This window comes from Methanosarcina siciliae T4/M (assembly GCF_000970085.1).
In the GTDB taxonomy this organism is placed as follows: domain Archaea; phylum Halobacteriota; class Methanosarcinia; order Methanosarcinales; family Methanosarcinaceae; genus Methanosarcina; species Methanosarcina siciliae.
On sequence record NZ_CP009506.1, the window covers coordinates 2,923,818 to 2,942,239 of the forward strand.

Annotated in this window: 17 protein-coding genes; 4 read left to right on the forward strand and 13 right to left on the reverse strand. The window is 43.6% G+C overall.

Annotated elements, in window-relative coordinates; all coding sequences use genetic code 11:
- Positions 1-75: 75 nt before the first annotated feature.
- Positions 76-276, reverse strand: a complete 201-nt coding sequence (locus MSSIT_RS12405) for a hypothetical protein (protein WP_231589797.1) — start codon at positions 274-276, stop codon at positions 76-78.
- Between the two features lie 120 nt (positions 277-396).
- The gene (locus MSSIT_RS12410) at positions 397-615 is read right to left on the reverse strand and encodes a type II toxin-antitoxin system HicB family antitoxin (protein WP_048172751.1); all 219 of its coding nucleotides are present in this window, start codon (positions 613-615) and stop codon (positions 397-399) included.
- Between the two features lie 169 nt (positions 616-784).
- On the opposite strand from MSSIT_RS12410, the gene MSSIT_RS12415 reads away from it, so the two are divergent.
- Entirely contained in the window at positions 785-1,018 is a 234-nt protein-coding gene (locus MSSIT_RS12415; RefSeq protein ID WP_331456169.1) for a nucleotidyltransferase family protein, read from the forward strand.
- 51 nt (positions 1,019-1,069) lie between these two features.
- Positions 1,070-1,255, forward strand: coding sequence for a HepT-like ribonuclease domain-containing protein (locus MSSIT_RS12420; RefSeq protein ID WP_231589798.1), 186 nt, complete (start codon positions 1,070-1,072; stop codon positions 1,253-1,255).
- A 64-nt stretch (positions 1,256-1,319) separates the two neighbouring features.
- On the opposite strand, the gene MSSIT_RS12425 is transcribed toward MSSIT_RS12420, so the two are convergent.
- Positions 1,320-2,153, reverse strand: a complete 834-nt coding sequence (locus MSSIT_RS12425; protein ID WP_048172755.1) for a TrmB family transcriptional regulator — start codon at positions 2,151-2,153, stop codon at positions 1,320-1,322.
- Between the two features lie 273 nt (positions 2,154-2,426).
- Here MSSIT_RS12425 and MSSIT_RS12430 point away from each other — a divergent pair, with 273 nt between their 5' ends.
- Entirely contained in the window at positions 2,427-3,140 is a 714-nt protein-coding gene (locus MSSIT_RS12430) for an SAM-dependent methyltransferase (RefSeq protein WP_187151747.1), read from the forward strand.
- Positions 3,141-3,925: 785 nt separating this feature from the next.
- On the opposite strand, the gene metX is transcribed toward MSSIT_RS12430, so the two are convergent.
- The 6 genes from metX to MSSIT_RS12460 all read right to left on the reverse strand — a co-directional run bounded on the left by metX (position 3,926) and on the right by MSSIT_RS12460 (position 11,976).
- Positions 3,926-5,575 carry a homoserine O-acetyltransferase MetX gene (metX, locus tag MSSIT_RS12435; protein ID WP_048172757.1) on the reverse strand — a complete coding sequence of 550 codons (1,650 nt, stop codon included), beginning with the start codon at positions 5,573-5,575 and terminating at the stop codon, positions 3,926-3,928.
- A gap of 6 nt (positions 5,576-5,581) precedes the next feature.
- Positions 5,582-6,907: an O-acetylhomoserine aminocarboxypropyltransferase/cysteine synthase family protein gene (locus tag MSSIT_RS12440; RefSeq protein WP_197080269.1), complete on the reverse strand. Its 1,326-nt coding sequence runs from the start codon at positions 6,905-6,907 to the stop codon at positions 5,582-5,584.
- Between the two features lie 313 nt (positions 6,908-7,220).
- Positions 7,221-8,135, reverse strand: a complete 915-nt coding sequence (gene nadA / locus MSSIT_RS12445; RefSeq protein WP_048172758.1) for a quinolinate synthase NadA — start codon at positions 8,133-8,135, stop codon at positions 7,221-7,223.
- A 69-nt stretch (positions 8,136-8,204) separates the two neighbouring features.
- On the reverse strand, positions 8,205-8,591 hold the full coding sequence (nifU, locus tag MSSIT_RS12450; RefSeq protein ID WP_048174763.1) for a Fe-S cluster assembly scaffold protein NifU: 387 nt from the start codon (positions 8,589-8,591) through the stop codon (positions 8,205-8,207).
- Between the two features lie 95 nt (positions 8,592-8,686).
- Positions 8,687-9,865, reverse strand: a complete 1,179-nt coding sequence (gene nifS / locus MSSIT_RS12455) for a cysteine desulfurase NifS (RefSeq protein WP_082089142.1) — start codon at positions 9,863-9,865, stop codon at positions 8,687-8,689.
- A gap of 389 nt (positions 9,866-10,254) precedes the next feature.
- A complete protein-coding gene (locus tag MSSIT_RS12460) occupies positions 10,255-11,976 on the reverse strand; it encodes an IS1634 family transposase (protein ID WP_048172761.1) in 1,722 nt (573 codons plus the stop codon).
- A 131-nt stretch (positions 11,977-12,107) separates the two neighbouring features.
- On the opposite strand from MSSIT_RS12460, the gene MSSIT_RS12465 reads away from it, so the two are divergent.
- The gene (locus MSSIT_RS12465; RefSeq protein WP_231589799.1) at positions 12,108-12,554 is read left to right on the forward strand and encodes a transcriptional regulator; all 447 of its coding nucleotides are present in this window, start codon (positions 12,108-12,110) and stop codon (positions 12,552-12,554) included.
- A 367-nt stretch (positions 12,555-12,921) separates the two neighbouring features.
- On the opposite strand, the gene MSSIT_RS12470 is transcribed toward MSSIT_RS12465, so the two are convergent.
- The 4 genes from MSSIT_RS12470 to argH all read right to left on the reverse strand — a co-directional run bounded on the left by MSSIT_RS12470 (position 12,922) and on the right by argH (position 18,203).
- Entirely contained in the window at positions 12,922-14,580 is a 1,659-nt protein-coding gene (locus MSSIT_RS12470; RefSeq protein ID WP_048172762.1) for a sodium:solute symporter family protein, read from the reverse strand.
- A 119-nt stretch (positions 14,581-14,699) separates the two neighbouring features.
- Complete coding sequence (locus MSSIT_RS24150) at positions 14,700-14,858, reverse strand: symporter small accessory protein (protein WP_187151745.1); 159 nt, start codon at positions 14,856-14,858, stop codon at positions 14,700-14,702.
- Positions 14,859-15,295: 437 nt separating this feature from the next.
- A complete protein-coding gene (gene gatD, locus MSSIT_RS12475) occupies positions 15,296-16,570 on the reverse strand; it encodes a Glu-tRNA(Gln) amidotransferase subunit GatD (protein ID WP_048172763.1) in 1,275 nt (424 codons plus the stop codon).
- A gap of 157 nt (positions 16,571-16,727) precedes the next feature.
- Positions 16,728-18,203: an argininosuccinate lyase gene (argH, locus tag MSSIT_RS12480; protein WP_048172765.1), complete on the reverse strand. Its 1,476-nt coding sequence runs from the start codon at positions 18,201-18,203 to the stop codon at positions 16,728-16,730.
- Positions 18,204-18,422: the final 219 nt, after the last annotated feature.

Below are 18,422 nucleotides of genomic sequence, written 5' to 3' on the forward strand. Positions count from 1 at the left end.
GTGAGTTATTCAAATGTTGTAACAGCAATTTATCTGATTCGTTGGAAGAAAGAACTGAAACAGTTTTGGTTATTGTTACACGAACTGTTCCCAGTACCTCGATGCTGTGACATAGCTTTCCCAGAGAATGAAATCATCCCATTCTTCAAAATCTTCTTTCCCTCCCCTTAAATGGATTCTTTTTTCAAAATCAGAAAAGTTCATTCCATACTTCTGTTTCATTCCAGCTATCTTTTTGCCGTAGTAATCTATTTTTTGTTCAGCCTGGTCGTGCACAAGCCGCTTTGGGTCTCCCAATAGTTACCACCTAATTGCCATTTTGGCACTTAAATTTTAAATGCATTTGTATACCGGTACACCGCTTTTTCAAGCTTTTATTAGCAATCTCGAACCTGATTAAACAACCACATCAACAACCCTGCAGGAGGGTTTTTCCAGATAGGCTTGCAGTTCGTCTTCTGCGAGAGATTCCAGGCAGGCCTGAATTGCTTCTTTAATATTCTCAATAGCTTCCTCTACAGTATCTCCCTGCGAAAAACAGCCAGGCAAACCGGGAAAGCTGGCAATAAACCCTCCGACTTCTTCGTCTTCCTCAAGGATAATTTTGAACCGCATAAAACCGATTATAAGGCTTTTTGCTTAAATTTGTATGGGTGGAAGGATTTGACGTTGGATATATTCCATGAAAATATAACACTTGAAAACTGCCTTCTTTAGTAATTATAAATACTACAACCGCAGAATACTATAACATATCAAAAGGGACCGGATAGAGCCTGAAAAAATGCAGGAAAACCGAAAAGACACTGAAATCTATATCCTGAAACTTCATGAAATGATCCCGGAGCTTAAAGAAAAATACCACATTAGCTACCTGGGAGTTTTTGGGTCCTATATAAGGGGAGAACAGAAACCCGGAAGCGACTTGGATATACTCGTTGAGCTTTCCAGAACCCCTACTATTTTTGAATTTGTCAACCTTGAAAACTACCTTTCGGATGCCTGGGTGTTAAAGTAGACCTGGTTATGAAAGATGCGTTGAAGCCAAACATAAGTAAACACATCCTGAGTGAAGTTGAAGCTATCTGAAGTACGTGAAAAATACCCCTCAGTACCCTGGAAAGATCTCGCGGGTATACGGAACAAATTGATTCACGCTTATTTCGGAGTAAATCTGAAGGTAGTCTGGTTATTTGTTAAAGAAGGCATTCCAGAAGCAAAACCGGATATCAAACGCATACTGGATGAAATGTAAATCAGAAAAACTCTCCCTAGAGGGAAAGAATCGATTAATCTAAAGAAGCTCTGCAAAGTACCCCTCAAGTCAGAGAAAACAATTCACCCTTTGTCCAGAGTTCATCAAATTTTGCCTTGAATCTCTTTGCATATGATTCGTCATATATTCTTGTCATACCGAGGTTTCTACTCATATTGAACTGGTCTTCAATATCAAGCACGGTTATCTTAGAATCAGTGATTGTAAAATTGTATTCGGTTTCTAAAATTCTTACTTCCATCAGGTCCTTAATATAGCGTTTGAATGACAGATCTTCTATTGAATCAATAAGCTCTTTTAATGATGGCAGTAATTGTGATCCCGGATCTAAAATTTTAACTTTTATGCCACGCTGTACTAAACTCAAATAAGCTTTGCTAAAAGTGGATATTGAGGCATCATATAGCTCTGATCTTCCAGGCCTGTACTTAATATGGATTACAACACATATTTCATGCTCGATTTTCTCAAAAAATGAATCCACCATTTCATTTAGTTCATTATTACGAAACCTGTCAGGCCAGAAGACAGTTTCAACATTTTGTGGTAAATTGTCGTTGCAGAGTTCCCTTTCGATTTCATCGAATATTTCTTTGAGCATTTTGAGCTCATTGAGGGTTTCTTCCTCTTTTCTTTTGTACATGAGTTTAAATGCGTATTTAGGATCGACCGCCCGGTATCTCTGGGGTCGTGACGGCTGGATTTCGACAAGCTCATAATTTTTGAGGGCTTTGAGAACCTCATAGATCTTTCCTATAGGGACTTTCGATGAATGGGATAATTTGCTTGCTTCCATAGAATCCTGCTTCAGGAGGGTCAGGTAAACTGAACTCTCATATCTGTTCAATCCAATTTTTGCAAGTAATTTTTCATCCATTATTTCACTACTTTTCGGTTTATCGTAGAGTAAAACGATTATCTTTCCTAACGGTATTAAGACTACTGTTCTGCCATATGAAAGGTTCTAGCATATGAAAGTGAAGTTGTTAAGTTAAAAGCTATACTGACTGAGTACCTTAGTTCAAATAAAAGAACGATATGTGACAAAGGTTGCCTCGAAATATATAGAAGAATAACAAGTAACAAACTCCAATAATAAGTAACAAGCTCCATGAAATAATATGGGATGGATTAACTAAAAGTGATCAAGATGATGTTTACAAAAAGTAACAAATATGATTTTGATTTTGTTAAAGAAAACATGATGGGACCAAACGCAATAAAGATTCTTGAGGAAGTGTCCGAATCTTTGAAGCTTGAAAAAGGCATGAGAATACTTGATCTTGGATGTGGGAGAGGGTTGACCTCAATATTCCTGGCAAAAGAATATGATGTTACGGTTTTTGCAACTGATCTCTGGATAAGTGCAACAGATAACTATGAGAGAATTAAGTCAATGGGATTGGAAGATAAAATAATACCAATACACGCAGAAGCTCATGATCTACCGTTTGCAAATGAGTTTTTTGACGCTGCTATCAGTATAGATGCCTATCACTATTTCGGGGTTGAAAAAGATTATTTGACCAAGTATTTTGCTCCACTCGTAAAAAAAGGAGGGCAAATAGCAGTTGCAGTTCCGGGCTTGAAGCAGGAATTTACAAATGGAGTTCCAGTAGAATTGGTGCCATACTGGTTTGATGATATGACTTTAACTCTACACTCATGTGATTGGTGGTATAATTTATGGAAAAACTCTGATTTGGTAAGTATTAAAGAATTCAAAGAATTATATTGCTTAAAAGAATCCTGGCAGGATTGGCTTTTGTGTGATAACGACTATGCTCGTAGGGATATAGGAATGATGGAAGCTGAAGGTGGAAATTACTTTAATCTGATTTCAATCATAGCTACAAAGTTATGATTCAAAATCTGTTAAGGAGCTCACGACCTGGCCTACAAAATTCCGTTCATTAACTTCCTTAGATTAACATGGGATCTTAGGGATGTGATTTTTGGGGGGAACAAGGTTCTATGGATTCCATAGAACATCATCGATTTCATTGAAGGAAATAAGTTCATATTTATAATTTCAACACAATATTAGTTTCAGGATAGATGCTACTTAAAAATTTCAAGTAAAGCAGAAGAACATGGTGATATTTTTAAAAACAAACATGAAATTATCCGAATTACAGGCGAAAAGAAACGAAAGTACTTTTCAAGTCACATTATTTCAAGTCACATTACTTTCATTCTAAACAGATAAAGGAAAAAATGAGCGGATTAGAAACTGCTACTTTCTCAATGTACGTTGCCGTGTTTTCGATTTCTCAATCATCCATGCAGGTGTGTTTGAGCGAGTTTTAAGCAGACCGCCGGCAGGAAAAATATAATTTAACTGAATTGCTTTGAGCCTAAATTTGACATATTTCGGGAACTAAAACAGTGCAAAGTTACATGAAACACCTTGCTGAGATGAAATCTCATTTGAAAAAATGAAAATTCATAACTAACATAGAAATCCATATAAAATTTTAAATTGTATCTACAATTTTGATAGTATCCACTAATTCCCTGGGAATAATCTCCTTGATTTTAAGCCAAAATGAGTTTGATATGTAGCATTAATATCAAAAATTTTAGTACTAATTATGTGAAATTTCACTCATTCTTGTTACAATCAAGCTATTATCAGGCGCCTCAAAATTAACCGAACCTGCCGATAAGGGCACTTATGCTTTCGCTTGTAACAAGACCTATTATGCGGTGCTCGGAATCAATGACCGGGAGTGAGGAAATCGAGTAATCCTCCATTATTGAGGACGCCTTCTCGATCCTTTCGTCTTCGTATACGTACCTGACATCCCGGGTGATAATTTCGTCCAGCTCATTGATTTTGCAGGCTACTGCTTTTGTGATGTCCCAGGAGGTGACGATACCTTCGATTTTTCCGGTTTCCGAAATGACCGGAAGGTGGCTTACGCGCTCTTTTACCATCAGCTTTGAGGCGTGTTCGATGGTTTCATTTCTCGAGACCGTGTAGAAGTTACGGTTCATGACATCGCTGACAAGGACTTCGGAGAGGAAACCCCTTATCAGATAGCTAAGCTGTCCCTCTTCAAGCAGGAAGGCGTCATGTCCGTACTGGGACCTGATTTCTTCATACCTGGCATCAATTCCATTTGCATTAAGGGCTGAAACGATTTCCTGCGACTGGTAAGGAGGGTAGAGCCAGTCCGAAGAGATGGAAATTACAAGGTATTTTGCAGTAACTCCGGAAAAGCCCTCTATAAGGGAGCCGTTTCTTGCAAGGTCAAAGTAGTCCACAGCTTTTGTAATGTACAGATAGGAATTGGCATCAAAACGCTTTGTGAAATTATCTCCCTTGTAGTTAAGGTAGCTCTCAACCTGGAAGTTTGGGGTAAAATCGTGAGAGAATTCAGGAGCGATCTCAGAGGATATTTCAGAGGATATTTCAGAGGATATTTCAGAGGATATTTCGGACAAATTTTTGCCTTCCGTGCCCGTTATGCCTTTTGTGCATGCTTTTGTACCTGATTTCTCTTTATCCTGCTGGAGCCTTCCGAACTTTTTCTGCATGGAGGCGTCGCTCAGGTAGGTAATATGTCCTATCATACGGGCAAGGGCGAGCCCCTGGGAAGGTATCTCTTTTCCGTAATAGTCTCCCCCATTCCATTTAGGGTCATCGGTTATGGCTTTCCTGCCTATTGCTCCGAATGCGATTTGCTGCGGGGTTGTGGAGGCTGTAGTCGCGATTGCAATTGCTTTTTTTACCATTTCGGGGTAACTGACCGTCCACTGGAGTACCTGCATTCCTCCCATGGAACCGCCTGCAACCGCAAAAAGCTGTTTTACCCCGAGGTGCTCGACCAGTTTTTTCTGGACCTTTACCATGTCTTTGACCGTAATTACGGGAAAGGAGATGCCGTAGTGTTTTCCGGTTTCAGGGTCTATTGAAGAAGGGCCTGTTGAGCCTTTACAGCCTCCCAGGATGTTTGAGCAGATGATGCAGTATTTTTCAGTGTCAAACGCCTTATTGGGGCCGATTACGATCTCCCACCAGCCCGGTTTTTTCTCGCCTTCATGAAACCCGGCAGCATGGGCGTCTCCAGTAAGGGCGTGGCAGATCAGGATAACGTTGCTTTTATCGGCGTTCATCTTTCCGTAAATTTCGTACTCTATCCTGGCGTCGGAAAGGGTTTTTCCGCTCTCGAGCACAAAGGTTCCGGGGATTTCATAGTTCATCGAGCGGACTGGCCCGATGCTCTGGCCTTTTTTTTCCGAAAACAGATTTTTGGAAGAATTCCCTGAAAAGTTTACGGAAGAAACCACCATGCTATCTCATACCTCTGAAAGTGCCTGTTCTATGTCTAAAATCAGGTCTTTTTCGTCTTCGATCCCTATGGAAAGCCTGATAAAGTCCTCGGTCACTCCGCATGCTTTCTGTTCTTCTGCCGAAAGCTGTTCATGGGTTGTCGAGGCGGGATGGATTACGAGGCTTTTTGCATCCCCTATGTTTGCAAGGTGGGAGAAGAGCTCAAGGCTTTCAATAAACTTCTTTGCAACCTCTGTCCCGCCTTTGATCCCGAACCCGATTATTGCCCCGTAGCCGGATTTCAGGTACTTCTTTGCAAGCTCATGGCTCCTGTGGGACTCAAGGCCCGGATAGGAGACCCAGGAAACTTTCGGGTGGGCCTGCAGGAATCTGGCAACTGCAAGGGCGTTGTCACAGTGCTTTTTCATTCTCAGGGGAAGAGTCTCAAGTCCCAGCGTGAACAGGAATGCGTTAAATGGAGAAAGGCAGGCTCCTACATCCCTCATGAACTGAACCCTTGCTTTTACAATAAAAGCAGCTTTTCCGAAGGCTTCCTTATATTTCAGCTCGTGGTATCCGGGATCGGGGTCGCAGATTTCCGGGAATTTCTCAGGACCCCAGTCAAAATTTCCGGAGTCGATGATCACCCCTCCGATCGAAGTCCCATGCCCTCCTATATATTTCGTTGCAGAGTGCACCACGATGTCTGCGCCGTGCTCGATAGGCCTCAAGATCACAGGGGCTACCGTATTGTCCACAACAAGGGGTATTCCTGCCGAATGAGCGATTTCTGCAAGTTTTTCAAAATCGGGAACATCGAGTTTGGGATTTCCGATTGATTCCACGTAGAGGGCCTTTGTTTTATCTGTGATTGCCTTTTCGAACTCTTCGGGGATTCCCGAGTCTACGAATTTTACGGTCCTCCCGAGTTTGGGAAACGTGTAATTGAAAAGCTCGTAAGTCCCCCCATAGATCTTATCACCTGAAACTATTTCGTCCCCGGGACCTGTAAAGGTAAGCAGGGCTGTTGTGATTGCAGCCATTCCTGAAGAGGTCGCAAGGGCTCCTATGCCACCTTCAAGGGCAGCGATTCTTTTCTCAAAGACATCGGTTGTGGGGTTCATAAGGCGCGTATAAATATTGCCTTCTTTCCTGAGCCCGAAAAGATCGGCTGCATGTTCAGTGTCGTCGAATACATAAGCTGCAGTCTGATAAATCGGAACCGACCTTGCTCCTGTGGCGGGGTCCGGTTTTGCTCCGGCATGTACCGCGAGGGTTGAGATGCCGGGATTTTCCAGGGTTCTTTTCCTTAACCCTTTTTCCCCAATTTGTTTTTCATTGCTGTTATCCATTCTATCTTACCTCAAGACCGTATTTTTCAAGTCAGAAGTGAGAATTGAACTCACGTAATTCCGGGTTGCAGCCGGAAGCATAGCCACTCTGCCATTCTGACGTTTCGCTTCCCCTATACATTCACAATTGTGAACTCCAATCACAATTGTGATCTTTCTATTTATAGATTTCTGATAATGGGAAAAAAGATAGCAGGACTGAAAAATAAGAGAGTAAGTTCCTTTTTTCCCCAGGTATTTTTTTCCTCTCTTTTACCTTCCTCTCTTTTACCATCCTGCCTTTATTTTTTCGTTTCAACCTTTCTCTCTTTCGTTAAGTTCCGCCGACTGCAAGCATTCGGCCAAGTGCCTTTTTTGCTTTCAACCTCACATCTTCCGGGACCTGGACCTCATACTCCATATTCCGAAGGCTATTAAGGACGGACTCAAGGCTGACCTTTTTCATATTGTAGCAAACAGCCTTTTTTGATACGGGATAGAATTTTTTGTCCGGGTATTTTCGTTTAAGGTTCCGGACAATTTCCTTTTCAGTCCCGATTATAAACTCGGTGGCACCTGATTTTCCCGCTTCCTTCACAATTCCGGAGGTACTGAGGATATGGTCCGCAAAACTCAGGACTTCAGGCCTGCATTCGGGGTGTGCAAGAAGCTCCGCTTCGGGATGCAGATTTTTCAATTCTTTTATGTCCTCTTCCCCGATGTTCTCGTGGACATGGCAAAACCCGGGCCAGAGATGTATTTTTTTGTCGGTATGCAGGGATACGAAGGCTCCGAGGTTTTTATCCGGGGTAAAAATGATCTCCCTGTTCTCAATTGAGTTTACAACATTTACCGCATTTGAAGAGGTGCAGCAGATATCCGATTCCGCTTTAACGGCGGCTGAACTGTTCACATAGCAGACAACGGCTGCATCAGGGTGCTTTTCTTTTTCTTTCCGGAGGGCCTCCACGCTAACCATATCCGCCATCGGGCAGCCCGCATCCGGGATCGGCAAAAGGACTGACTTTTCGGGTGAAATAATTGATGCCGACTCCGCCATGAAATGAACGCCTGCAAAAACTATGACATCTGCTTTTGAATTCACCGCTTTTCGGCAGAGAGATAGGGAATCCCCCACAAAATCAGCGATTTTCCTTACTTCCGTGCGGGTGTAAAAATGGGCAAGTATTATTGCGTTTTTTTCTTTTTTGAGCTTTTTTATTTCTTTTGCAATTAACCGGTCTTCCATAACAACTCCGTTTTCCGTAGTAATTCCGTTTTCAAAGTGACTCTCTTTTTCGGATCAGCCGGGGCTCATTCAGTCCCAGGGCTCAAGCCCTTTTTTCTGCAGATAGTCGTTGATTGCCTCATGGATTGCCTCTTCCGCAAGCATGGAACAATGCATTTTTATCGGGGGGAGCCCGTCAAGAGCCTCTGCGACTGCTTTATTTGAGAGTTCCCAGGCTTCTTTCAGGGTTTTTCCTTTGATGAGTTCGGTTGCCATGCTGCTTGATGCAATTGCAGCCCCGCACCCGAAGGTCTGGAACTTCACGTCCACAATCATGTCTCCGTCGACTTTGAGAAAGATCTTCATTATATCTCCGCACTTTGCGTTCCCGACCTCTCCTACTCCGTCGCAGTCCTCAATGCTTCCCATGTTTCTCGGATTTGAAAAATGATCCATCACTTTAGCGCTGTAATCCATGAATTTTCCTCTCGTACTGTTTTTGATTTTCAGATTCCCAAAACGGTTATACTTATCCGGGTTCCTTTTTGTTAAAATGGTCCTGATTTTTTTATTCAAAGAGCCCTGTATTCCTGAGGGGTCAGCGGCGACATGTTCCTGAGTTTCTGAACAATCTCGGGGAGAACCTCAAGCACCCTGTCCACATCTTCCTGAGTATTCATCCTCCCAAGGCTCAATCTCAGGGAACCGTGGACGATCTCCTGCGGAACTCCGCAGGCCGTGAGCACATGCGAGGGTTCAAGAGAAGTGGAGTTGCATGCGCTTCCCGTGGATGCAAAAATTCCCTTTGCGTTCAGGAGCAGCAGGAGAGACTCCCCTTCAATGTATTCGAAAGTGACATTTACGTTGTTTGCAAGCCTCTCTGCAGGATGTCCGTTCAGGTGGGTCTTCGTGATCTGGAGGAGGTTTTCAATCAGGCGCTCTCTCATTTCCAGCAGGGATTTATTCGTTCCTTCCATTTCGTCAACTGCAAGCTCTATGGCTTTCCCGAGCCCCACTATGGAAGGGACGTTCTCGGTTCCTGCCCTCCGTTTTCTTTCCTGAGCTCCTCCGTGGAGTAGAGCTTCGATTTTTGTCCCTCTTCTTATGTAGAACGCTCCGCAGCCCTTTGGCCCTTCGAACTTATGCCCTGAAAGGGATAAGAGGTCGATATTCATTTTTTTGACATCTACAGGAATGTGCCCGACTGCCTGCACAGCGTCCGTGTGGAAATATATCCTGTTTTCCCTTGCGATTTTTCCAAGTTCTTCGACGGGCTGAATTGTCCCTATCTCATTATTTGCAAGCATTATGGAAATGAGAATCGTATCGTCCCTGATCGAATTCTTCAGATCTTCCGGGGAGACTCTCCCATACCGGTCAACCGGAAGATATGTCACTTCAAACCCCTGCCCTTCGAGCCAGGCACAGGCGTGCAGGACGGCATGATGTTCGATCGATGAGGTGATTATGTGTTTTCCTCTGCTCCTGTTTGCAAAGGCTATCCCCTTTACTGCCCAGTTATCGGACTCGGTGCCTCCTGAAGTGAAGTATATCTCGTTTTCTTCAGCCCCGATAGCATCTGCAACCCTTTTTCTTGCTTTTTCCACCGCATGTTTTGAGGTTTTCCCGAGTTCATAGATGGAAGAAGGGTTTCCGAAATTATCGGTCAGGTAGGGGAGCATCTCCTCAACCACTTCTTTTCGTACGGGAGTCGTAGCAGAGTTGTCCATGTAAACGGTTCTGTTTTCAATTGTCACGTCTTCACCTTCACAATTGTGATTTGTATTAACAATTGTGACTATTTAAGTTTTGTCCTGAAAAACACCCTGCAGAAAAAAACGAAACCTCTATAATTTAGCAGTTATCCAAAAATTATTGCTCTGCAAGGAAATCTTATTATTATTTTTCCTACTGATAATAAATATATATGTACATGCATTATATCTCACATTTCGACCCCCCCTTTAATTTTCCCCTGAATTATGGTTCAATTACCATAATTTCTAGTTAATCCCATCAGTTCTTTTTTGAAAAAGTTCAAACTCTTGATTTCATTAACCAAGTGTTACATCACAAACTGTATAGCTACCGCTACATATTTTCCGAAATATAACCTTTTATTCAGCCTTATTCAGGAAGTTCACCCAGACTCGAGATTCAAGCCCAGTACCTTTACCAACTTGTTCAGGTGATCTACTTTTCCATTTTTTGTGATAATCACACGCTTTCCATCTATAGTCATGATATAATGGAAGGAAAGCAACCTCAGCATTTTTTCTGCTGTAGGGTTTTTCAGGATAGACCTCCCAAAATCAATACGTAAAGGCTCATTTTCCTTTTTCAGATTTTCTCTTGCTGTAATCCTCATAAGTACCCTTACTAATAAGGAAACATGCAGCAGCATAAGCAATGCTTCAATACGTTCTGGTTTTTCCAGAAATATCCTGTAAAACATAGAAGGTTTTTTCAATTCTTCAAAGTTCGTTTCAACAACTTGTTGGTTTTTATATAACTGAAAGATTTCCTTATTGTTTTTTGTATCGAAGGGAACATTTGTAATCAGTACTACAGTTTCCAACGACTGATGGCGCTTTTCCATTTTTTCCTTGTTTTGCTCAAGGCTTTTGAGTTTAACGTAAAATTCACTGGTGATTTTCAATTTTTGTTGACTCTTGGAGGGTCTTCCTTTCGGTCTTTTTTCAATTGTTTCTTCTTGGATCTCAAATGTGACATTGAATAATGAGGGTTTGTACTTCTTAGCAAATTCATCCATTGCTTTCCTGGCATCTGCTTCGCAAGCGAATGGTTTTTTAAACTCTTTCTTTATTCCTTCCTCAATTTTTTCTCGTTCCTTTTTACTTTCATTGGCTAACCTTTCATCACCATCAAGCTTTCTAAAAACGACTAACCGACATTCATTTCCATGAACAATTTTATCAAAACCTTGCACTTCATACTTTGTTGCTCTTTTAGATTCTTCATCTTTACAGCAAGGTCCTACGTATTCCCATTCATTGAGCGAATAAGCCTCAGATACAGTCTTTTCTGCAATCCTGGAACAGAATTTCTCTGGGCACCTGGAGATGAAACTGAAAGGATTTGTTTTATCGAAAAGGACTCCAAAATTCTTTTTATTCACCAGTTTCGAATCTGCTATGAAGATCGAATCACTATACATTTCACCAAATAAATCCCTGAAATGGCGCATAGCATCTGGGAGCCAAACAGTATCAGCAGTGTTCCCATCAAGTGTTTCTGTGTAAAGAGGAAGTCCTAATTCGTTTGTAATCATTCCGCTCATAATTTGTTTTTTATCAGGACGCTTATCTTTGCTATAACCGTAAGTGACCTTCAAACCTTCATAATTTTCCTCTTCACAAACCTTAGAATCTCCGTAGTAAACATGAGATGTAGTGTCCACTTGGAATATTCGACCGAATGGAATTTTGAAGTTTGCAAAAACTTGTGATACTACCATGCTGAAAAGACCTGGGCAACCTGCTTCATGAACTCGATCCAGCAACAGACCTAAACAATCATCATTGAAGTATGAGTGGGGATAATCTTTTCCAAAAACAAGCTCAGTATCCATGAATTCAACAATCTCTTCAACAGAGCATAAAGGATATCGTTTATCTGCGCGAAAAAAAGGAGTTAGCACTATACTCAGTGCCAGAGTTCCTGGCGGAACTCTCCATTGATCTCGATCCCATTGGATGTTGTCATTGATAATGGCTTCAAAAGAAATTTGATTTAAATAATGTTTAGGAGCCAAAACTGTGAATGGGGTCGTATTTGTCTGTGGAAATTCATTTGTATTCAAGTGTTCGGAAATATTATCACAGTTGGAAGTATTTTTCATGCGAGATAACTCTCTGTTTTTATTTTAGGCTTTGAAGAATTTGTTTGTTATGTTATGTATTATATGCAGGACGTTATAAAAATCAAATCCTTAGGAATAATGTGAAGATGAGAATCGTTTATAAAAATTGAATGAAGAAAAAATTAGGTCTTATCGGGAAGATGGGGTCGAAATGTGAGTTATATTTGTTCGCAATCGCAAAACCTCAAAAAGTGATGATAATTATGGAAACTCCGTGTCAGAAGATTGTGTGGGATCTGGTCCCCGCAATAAGGGCCAGTCTTGCAATCGAACTTGTAAATAAAGGACAGTCACAGGCAGCTTCCGCAAAGCTGCTGGGGATTGCCCCGTCGGCAGTTTCCCAGTATATTTCGGGAAAAAGGGGGTACAGGATCGAGTTTCAGGGTGAGACGAAAGAATTGATCGAAAAACTTGCTCAGGACTTGATCGACAAAAAAGTCGACGACTTTGTTCCAAGGATCTGCCGGATCTGTACAAGTGCAAGAGGGATCGAAGGCAGTTGCAGTAGCACCTGTGTTACCGAGGAACCGGCAGCTAAAGAGAAAAAACAGAAGTGAACTGAAAGCTAAAAAGTGAACTGAAAGAAATGAGTATTTTGATTTTGAATAAGTTCGCTTTACTCAGTCTATTTTATAACCTTAACTCTGCCTCATATAGGAATTTTTGGTTCAAGAAAATTATTCTCTCATTCCGGGGGACATTTCTTTAATTTTATCGTATCTCTTAATTGCGGCACTGGATTCCAAATTGTTATTCCTCTAACTGGCAGGCGGGATCCGGTATCGCGTGGCGAAGAGGGGGTACTGAAAAATCTACTTTGGGACTTCGGAATAGATCAATCAGTTAATCAGGGACAACCAAAACAAAGTGAAATAGAAAAGAGGTGGCGCACAAAAATGCGCCTGACTTTCAAAAGGAGCAGGCTTAAACACCTGTGGAATCGATTGTATTGTGTGATGCAGGTTCCGGGACCTCCTCTTCTTCGTCTTCAAACCTGAGCCTGAAAGCTTTATTCAGGAAGTCGGGTGAGAATTGCGGTGTCATAAGGCTTACCGCGATCAGGGTAAGGATAGAGATAGGAGTTGCGATCAGGATAGGGTCTACAACGGTCCAGGTGCCCGAAAGCAAGGTTGCTTTCCCGAAAATTGCCTGGCAGATCCCTAGAGGCACTGCTTCTGATGCATGGACAAAAGTCAGCCAGAAGAGGCTGCTTAAAGATCCGATTACAAGGCTTGTGGTTGCTCCGGCTTTTGTCGTACGTTTCCAGAATAGGGCTCCGATGAACAGGGGCAGGAAAGCAGATGTACAGAGGCCCATGAACATTGCCGTAGCTCTTGCAATAATACTTCCGGGCAGAATGTACGCCAGAAAGACCGCGGCCAGGATGGTGAAGGCAATTCCCAGTCTTGTGACATGGACGGTCGCCGAGGACTTGCCTTTCATGAGGCTCTGCTGGTAGACGTCGTATCCTATGGCTGTACCCATTGTATGGAACTGGGCAGCTGCGGTGGACATTGCCGCTGCGAGAAGGCTGAGCATGAAGAGTGCTACAAACATTTCAGGCATTGCATGGTTCAGGAAGGTAGGCATTATAAGGTCAGTGTTTCCATCCGGGACGACCTGAAGGGAAATCATGCCTGTGGTCCTGTAGAAATATACATTGGAAAGAGCCCCTACAACATACGCGACTCCTGCCATTATCAAGATAAACGGGCCGCCGACAGCGACTGCTCTTTTCAGGGAGCGGTCATCTTTTACAGTCATGAACCTGACCGCGAGCTGAGGCTGCGCAAGCACACCTATTCCGACTCCCAATATGAGTGTGGAAATCATTGTCCACCATAAAGGAGACCCGGATGCCGGCATTGAAGTCCAGCCCTGATGTCCCCGGTCTATAAGGGCCTGGGGCACAAGGTTTGCCATACTGGTAAGGGCCTGGTGGGCTTCAACGACTCCTCCAAGCTTGACATAAGTAAAGACCAGCAGAAAACCCATTCCCAGTAACATCAGGACCGCTTGCATAGCATCCACATACATTACTGAAAGCAGTCCTCCCTTGAGGACGTAAGAAGCGATTATAATAGTGAAGATTATAAGGGCAATATTGTAGTTAACTCCCAGAGTTGTCTCAAGGAATCTCCCGGCTCCTATGATAACGCTTGCAGCGTAAAGTGGCATAAAAATACCGATCAGAAGCCCGGAAAAAGCCTGAATAAACCTTGACTGGAAGCGTTTTCCTATGAATTCAGGATAAGTTATAGCTCCAAGGTTCAGCCCCATACGCCGGGTACGAGGGCCAAAAATAACAAAGGCGATGAATATCCCGAAAAAGATATTCATAAAAACAAGCCACAGAAGCCCCATTCCTATTGAGGCGGCTACTCCTCCGAAGCCTATTATTGCAGAGGTGCTGATAAACGCAGCTCCGTAGGAAAGGGCCATGATTGCAGGGTGCACTCCTCTACCGGCAAGCATATATCCTTCGGTCTGGGAATTCTTCCTGTATCCCAGGTAGGCAACGTAGAAAGTGGCTGTAAGATAAATGATAACAAACAGGATCAGGGTTGAAGTACTTATTGCCATAAAAATCATTCCGGATATTGTTAATGCGATTGGTTCCCTTTCTTATGGCATTATCGAAAAAGTCGGTTGAAGCGAGATATAATGCGTGAAAGGGAAAGCATGACCTGGACCTCTCTCTTTTACTGGTCCTGAACTGATGTCCTCGGAGTCCCGTTCTTGACTACCTGTTCTTCTTCCCCGCCTCTCCAATTCAATACCCCGTAAACCATGCATCCGAGTGCGCTTAATACGCAAAATACATATGCAAGCCAGATCTGTGGATCATCAATTCCTAACATCTACACACCTACCAACAATTTCCTGCTACCAGCTAACATGACACTTGTTAACACAGTACATTATAGCTTTTTGTTATTTAAATATGTTGAGCGGGGTAAATTTCGCATTAAAGTTAATTCTTTAGGAAATATGCCCTTTGTTCAGGGAGTTTTCAATTTCTTTCTCCCCCCTGCAGCCGGGTTTACTCCATTCCTTTTCCCAACTTCCCTGCATTCGCAGTCGGCCTCCCAGCCAGATAAATACCGATTGTCAGGCTGCCCCCGGGCCCGGGAGAAACTGACTGACAAAAAATATTCTTCCCGGTAAAAAAGCGCTTCCTTAGATCCGGAAAATATCTCGAGAGTATTGAAAAAGGCTACTATGAAAAGAAAAAACTTACAGGTGAACCCCTTTCAGGGCTCATTGTTTTCTTTTGTGGATTTCTCCCTGGGATTTTTTATCTCTGCGTGCACTCGGTAATTTCCCCGCTGAGGTCTTCTCTTAGCATGCCGGCAGCTTTTTCGAAATCATCGGTCTGGCCAAGTACCCACATAAGCTTGACAAGGGCAGTTTCGGGAAGAGTATCTTCTCCTTCGATTGCCCCGGCTTTCAGCATATCCCTGCCTGTGTCGTAGACGCGGTCGCAGATCCTGCCGTTAAGGCACTGGGAAGTAACTATTACGGGCATTTTTGCATCCGCAGCTTTTTGGAGCAGGGGAATCCATTTTGTGGAAACGTGTCCCAGGCCTGTCCCTTCAATAACAAGCCCTTTGTAGCCGTTACTTATATAGTAATCAAGGACCGTCGGATCCGCTCCCGGAGTGAACTTCACAAGGGCACACTTAGGTTCCATTCCCGGTTTGAATTTCAGGGCCTTTTCTCCGCGTCGGGTGTAGTCAATAAATGTCTTTATATCTCCTGTGCTGTAGTCTACTGTTCCTACCGGGAGGGAGTTTACGGACTTGAAAGCGTCCCTGCGGGAGGTATGAAGCTTCCTGACTTTTGTTCCGCGATGGATTTCACAGAAGTCGTCCGAGGTTGTGCCGTGCATGACCACCACGATTTCGGCAATATCGCTTATGGCAACCCGGGCTGCACAGATTGCGTTCATGGCGTTGTCGCTGCTCGGGCGGTCCGCGCTCCTCTGGGAACCAACAAATACGATGGGTACGGGCGTTTCGATCATGAAGGAAAGGGCTGCGGCCGAGTACATCATTGTGTCTGTCCCGTGAGTTATAATTACTCCATCAGCTCCGGCTTCGATCTCTTCTACAACGGCTTTTGCGAGGTTTTGCCAGGAGTAGGAGTCCATGTTTTCGGAGAGGATGCTTGAGATTACTCTGCCTTTGAAGTCCGCAATCTCAATCAGTTCCGGGATTGCGGCGAGGATATCGTCAGCAGTAAACTGGGAAGTGACTGCACCTGTACGGTAGTCTATTTTGCTGGCAATCGTTCCACCCGTGGAAAGAATTGAGATTTTCGGGAGTTTTTTCCCGGATTCGGGAAGTTTTTCTTCGTCGGTTTTACAGCTTTTCCCGCCTTTTCTGTCTCCTTTTGCAGTTTCTCCGTTCTTTTCAAGAAGGGTTATCCCGACCTTATCAATGGAAAAACCGGCGTTATACCCGCTTTTCATTTTTATTGTGATATATCCTTCCATGGAAGGCATCACTTTGCCTTCATAGACAGTACCGTTCTTTTCGATGCGTACCCAATCGCCCTGTTTGAATTCCATGAATAATCCCTTTTCCGCTGGTTTTTGAGGTGCCGTATAATTTGCGTGATAGTAAGAGGTCTGAATAATATTAAAGTTCGATGCGTTATTGAAACTAAATGGGTTTTTAAAATTAAATGTGTTCTTAAATTAAATGTGTTATTGAATTTGCCTGTTCTCAGGCTTTCCTGTATTCATCGACTACTTCAAGCAGGGCTTCAAAAGCAGAGTCAATCGAATCTTTGATGGTTGCAATCTCCTGCTCGTTCAGTTCAAGTTCGGTCTGCCGCCTTCCAAGGTAGTGCTGCATTTCTTCCGGAGCAGGTCCTCCCTCAATCTTTCTCCTCTTTATGTTGGAGACCGGGTTAAGAGCTTCCTTTACCATCTTTTCCGTCAGGCCCTTACTTGAAAGCGATTCTCCGAGCACGATTTCTGCCACAGAGTTAATTTTTTCTATTGTGGGCTTTTCCCCTTCCTTTGCAAGCATCCCGACAATCTGGTGGGCAGTTCTGAAGGGAATTCCTGTCTCCCGGACAAAGGTGTCCGCAAGCTCGGTAGCCGTTGTAAAGCCTGTTACGGACTGGGCTGAAAGCACATCCGCATGGATTTTCATGGTCCTTACCATTCCTTCCATTACTCTTACCGACGCCCTTACGGTTTCTACCGAATGCCAGATATTGGGTGTTGCTTCCTGCAGGTCGCGGTTATAACTCAGGGGCAGGCCCTTGCAGATCGTAAGGAGGGACATAAGGGCTCCCACTGCAACTCCGGTTTTTCCGCGCATTAATTCAGCGGTATCCGGGTTTTTCTTCTGGGGCATAATCGAGGAGGTGGAGGCGTACGTGTCGTCCAGTTCTATGAAATTGAACTCGGATGAAGACCAGATTACAAGTTCTTCAGCCATCCGGCTCAGGTTTATCATGAGGTTTGAAAAGACCGAGGCACATTCGATCAGGAAGTCCCGGTTGCTGACCGCGTCCATCGAATTTTCCAGCAAGCCTTCGAAGCCCAGAAGTTCCTGGGTCCTTTTCCTGTTGAGGTTAAAACCGGTAGAGGCAAATGCAGCAGCTCCGAGCGGGCAGAGGTTAACCCTGGAAAAGGCGTCCTGCACCCGATCAAAGTCTCTGCCGAGTGCCGCTTCGTGGGCACAGAGGTGGTGGGCGAGGGTGGTCGGCTGGGCGTGCTGAAGGTGGGTAAAACCGGGCATGAGGGTTTCTGTATGTTTTTCTGCCAGAGAAACAAGGGTTTTTCTGAGGGCAAAGATCTCTTCGAGCAGGCCGAGAAGTTCTTCTCTCAGGGTCAGCCTGATGCAGGTTGCAACCTCATCGTTTCTTGAGCGCCCGGAGTGCATCCTGCCTCCCACATCTTCTCCAACCATGTCGATGAGCCTGGATTCAAGGGAGATATGGATGTCTTCATAGCTGAAGTCGAGTTTTTCCATTCCTTCTTCCCGGATTTTCAAAAGCCCTCCGAGGATTTTGCTGCAGTCTTCCGCACTTATAATGCCCTGTTCTTTCAACATTACTGTGTGAGCAAGGTCCACTGCTACGTCAGCACTAAAAATCCACCTATCGGCCTCCATTGAAGAAGTGTAACGTAAAATTTCCTCGTCCGGGGCTGCTTCCAGCCTTCCTCTGCGTAAAATGTTGCTCATCGGTTTTCCTCAGTATAATTGTGAAGTAAGTCTAATATTGTGAGAGTCTTTATGTAATAAAGGATTCTGTGAGATAAATGATACTGTGAGCTTGTTCGGGATCTCTATTGATCTTAATCTCTATTGATCTTAATATCTTAGTCTCTGTTTTATCTTCTTTTTCGGGAATGCAAGATATGAATCTCTGTGGCGTGGTATTATTCCGAACACTTAAATATG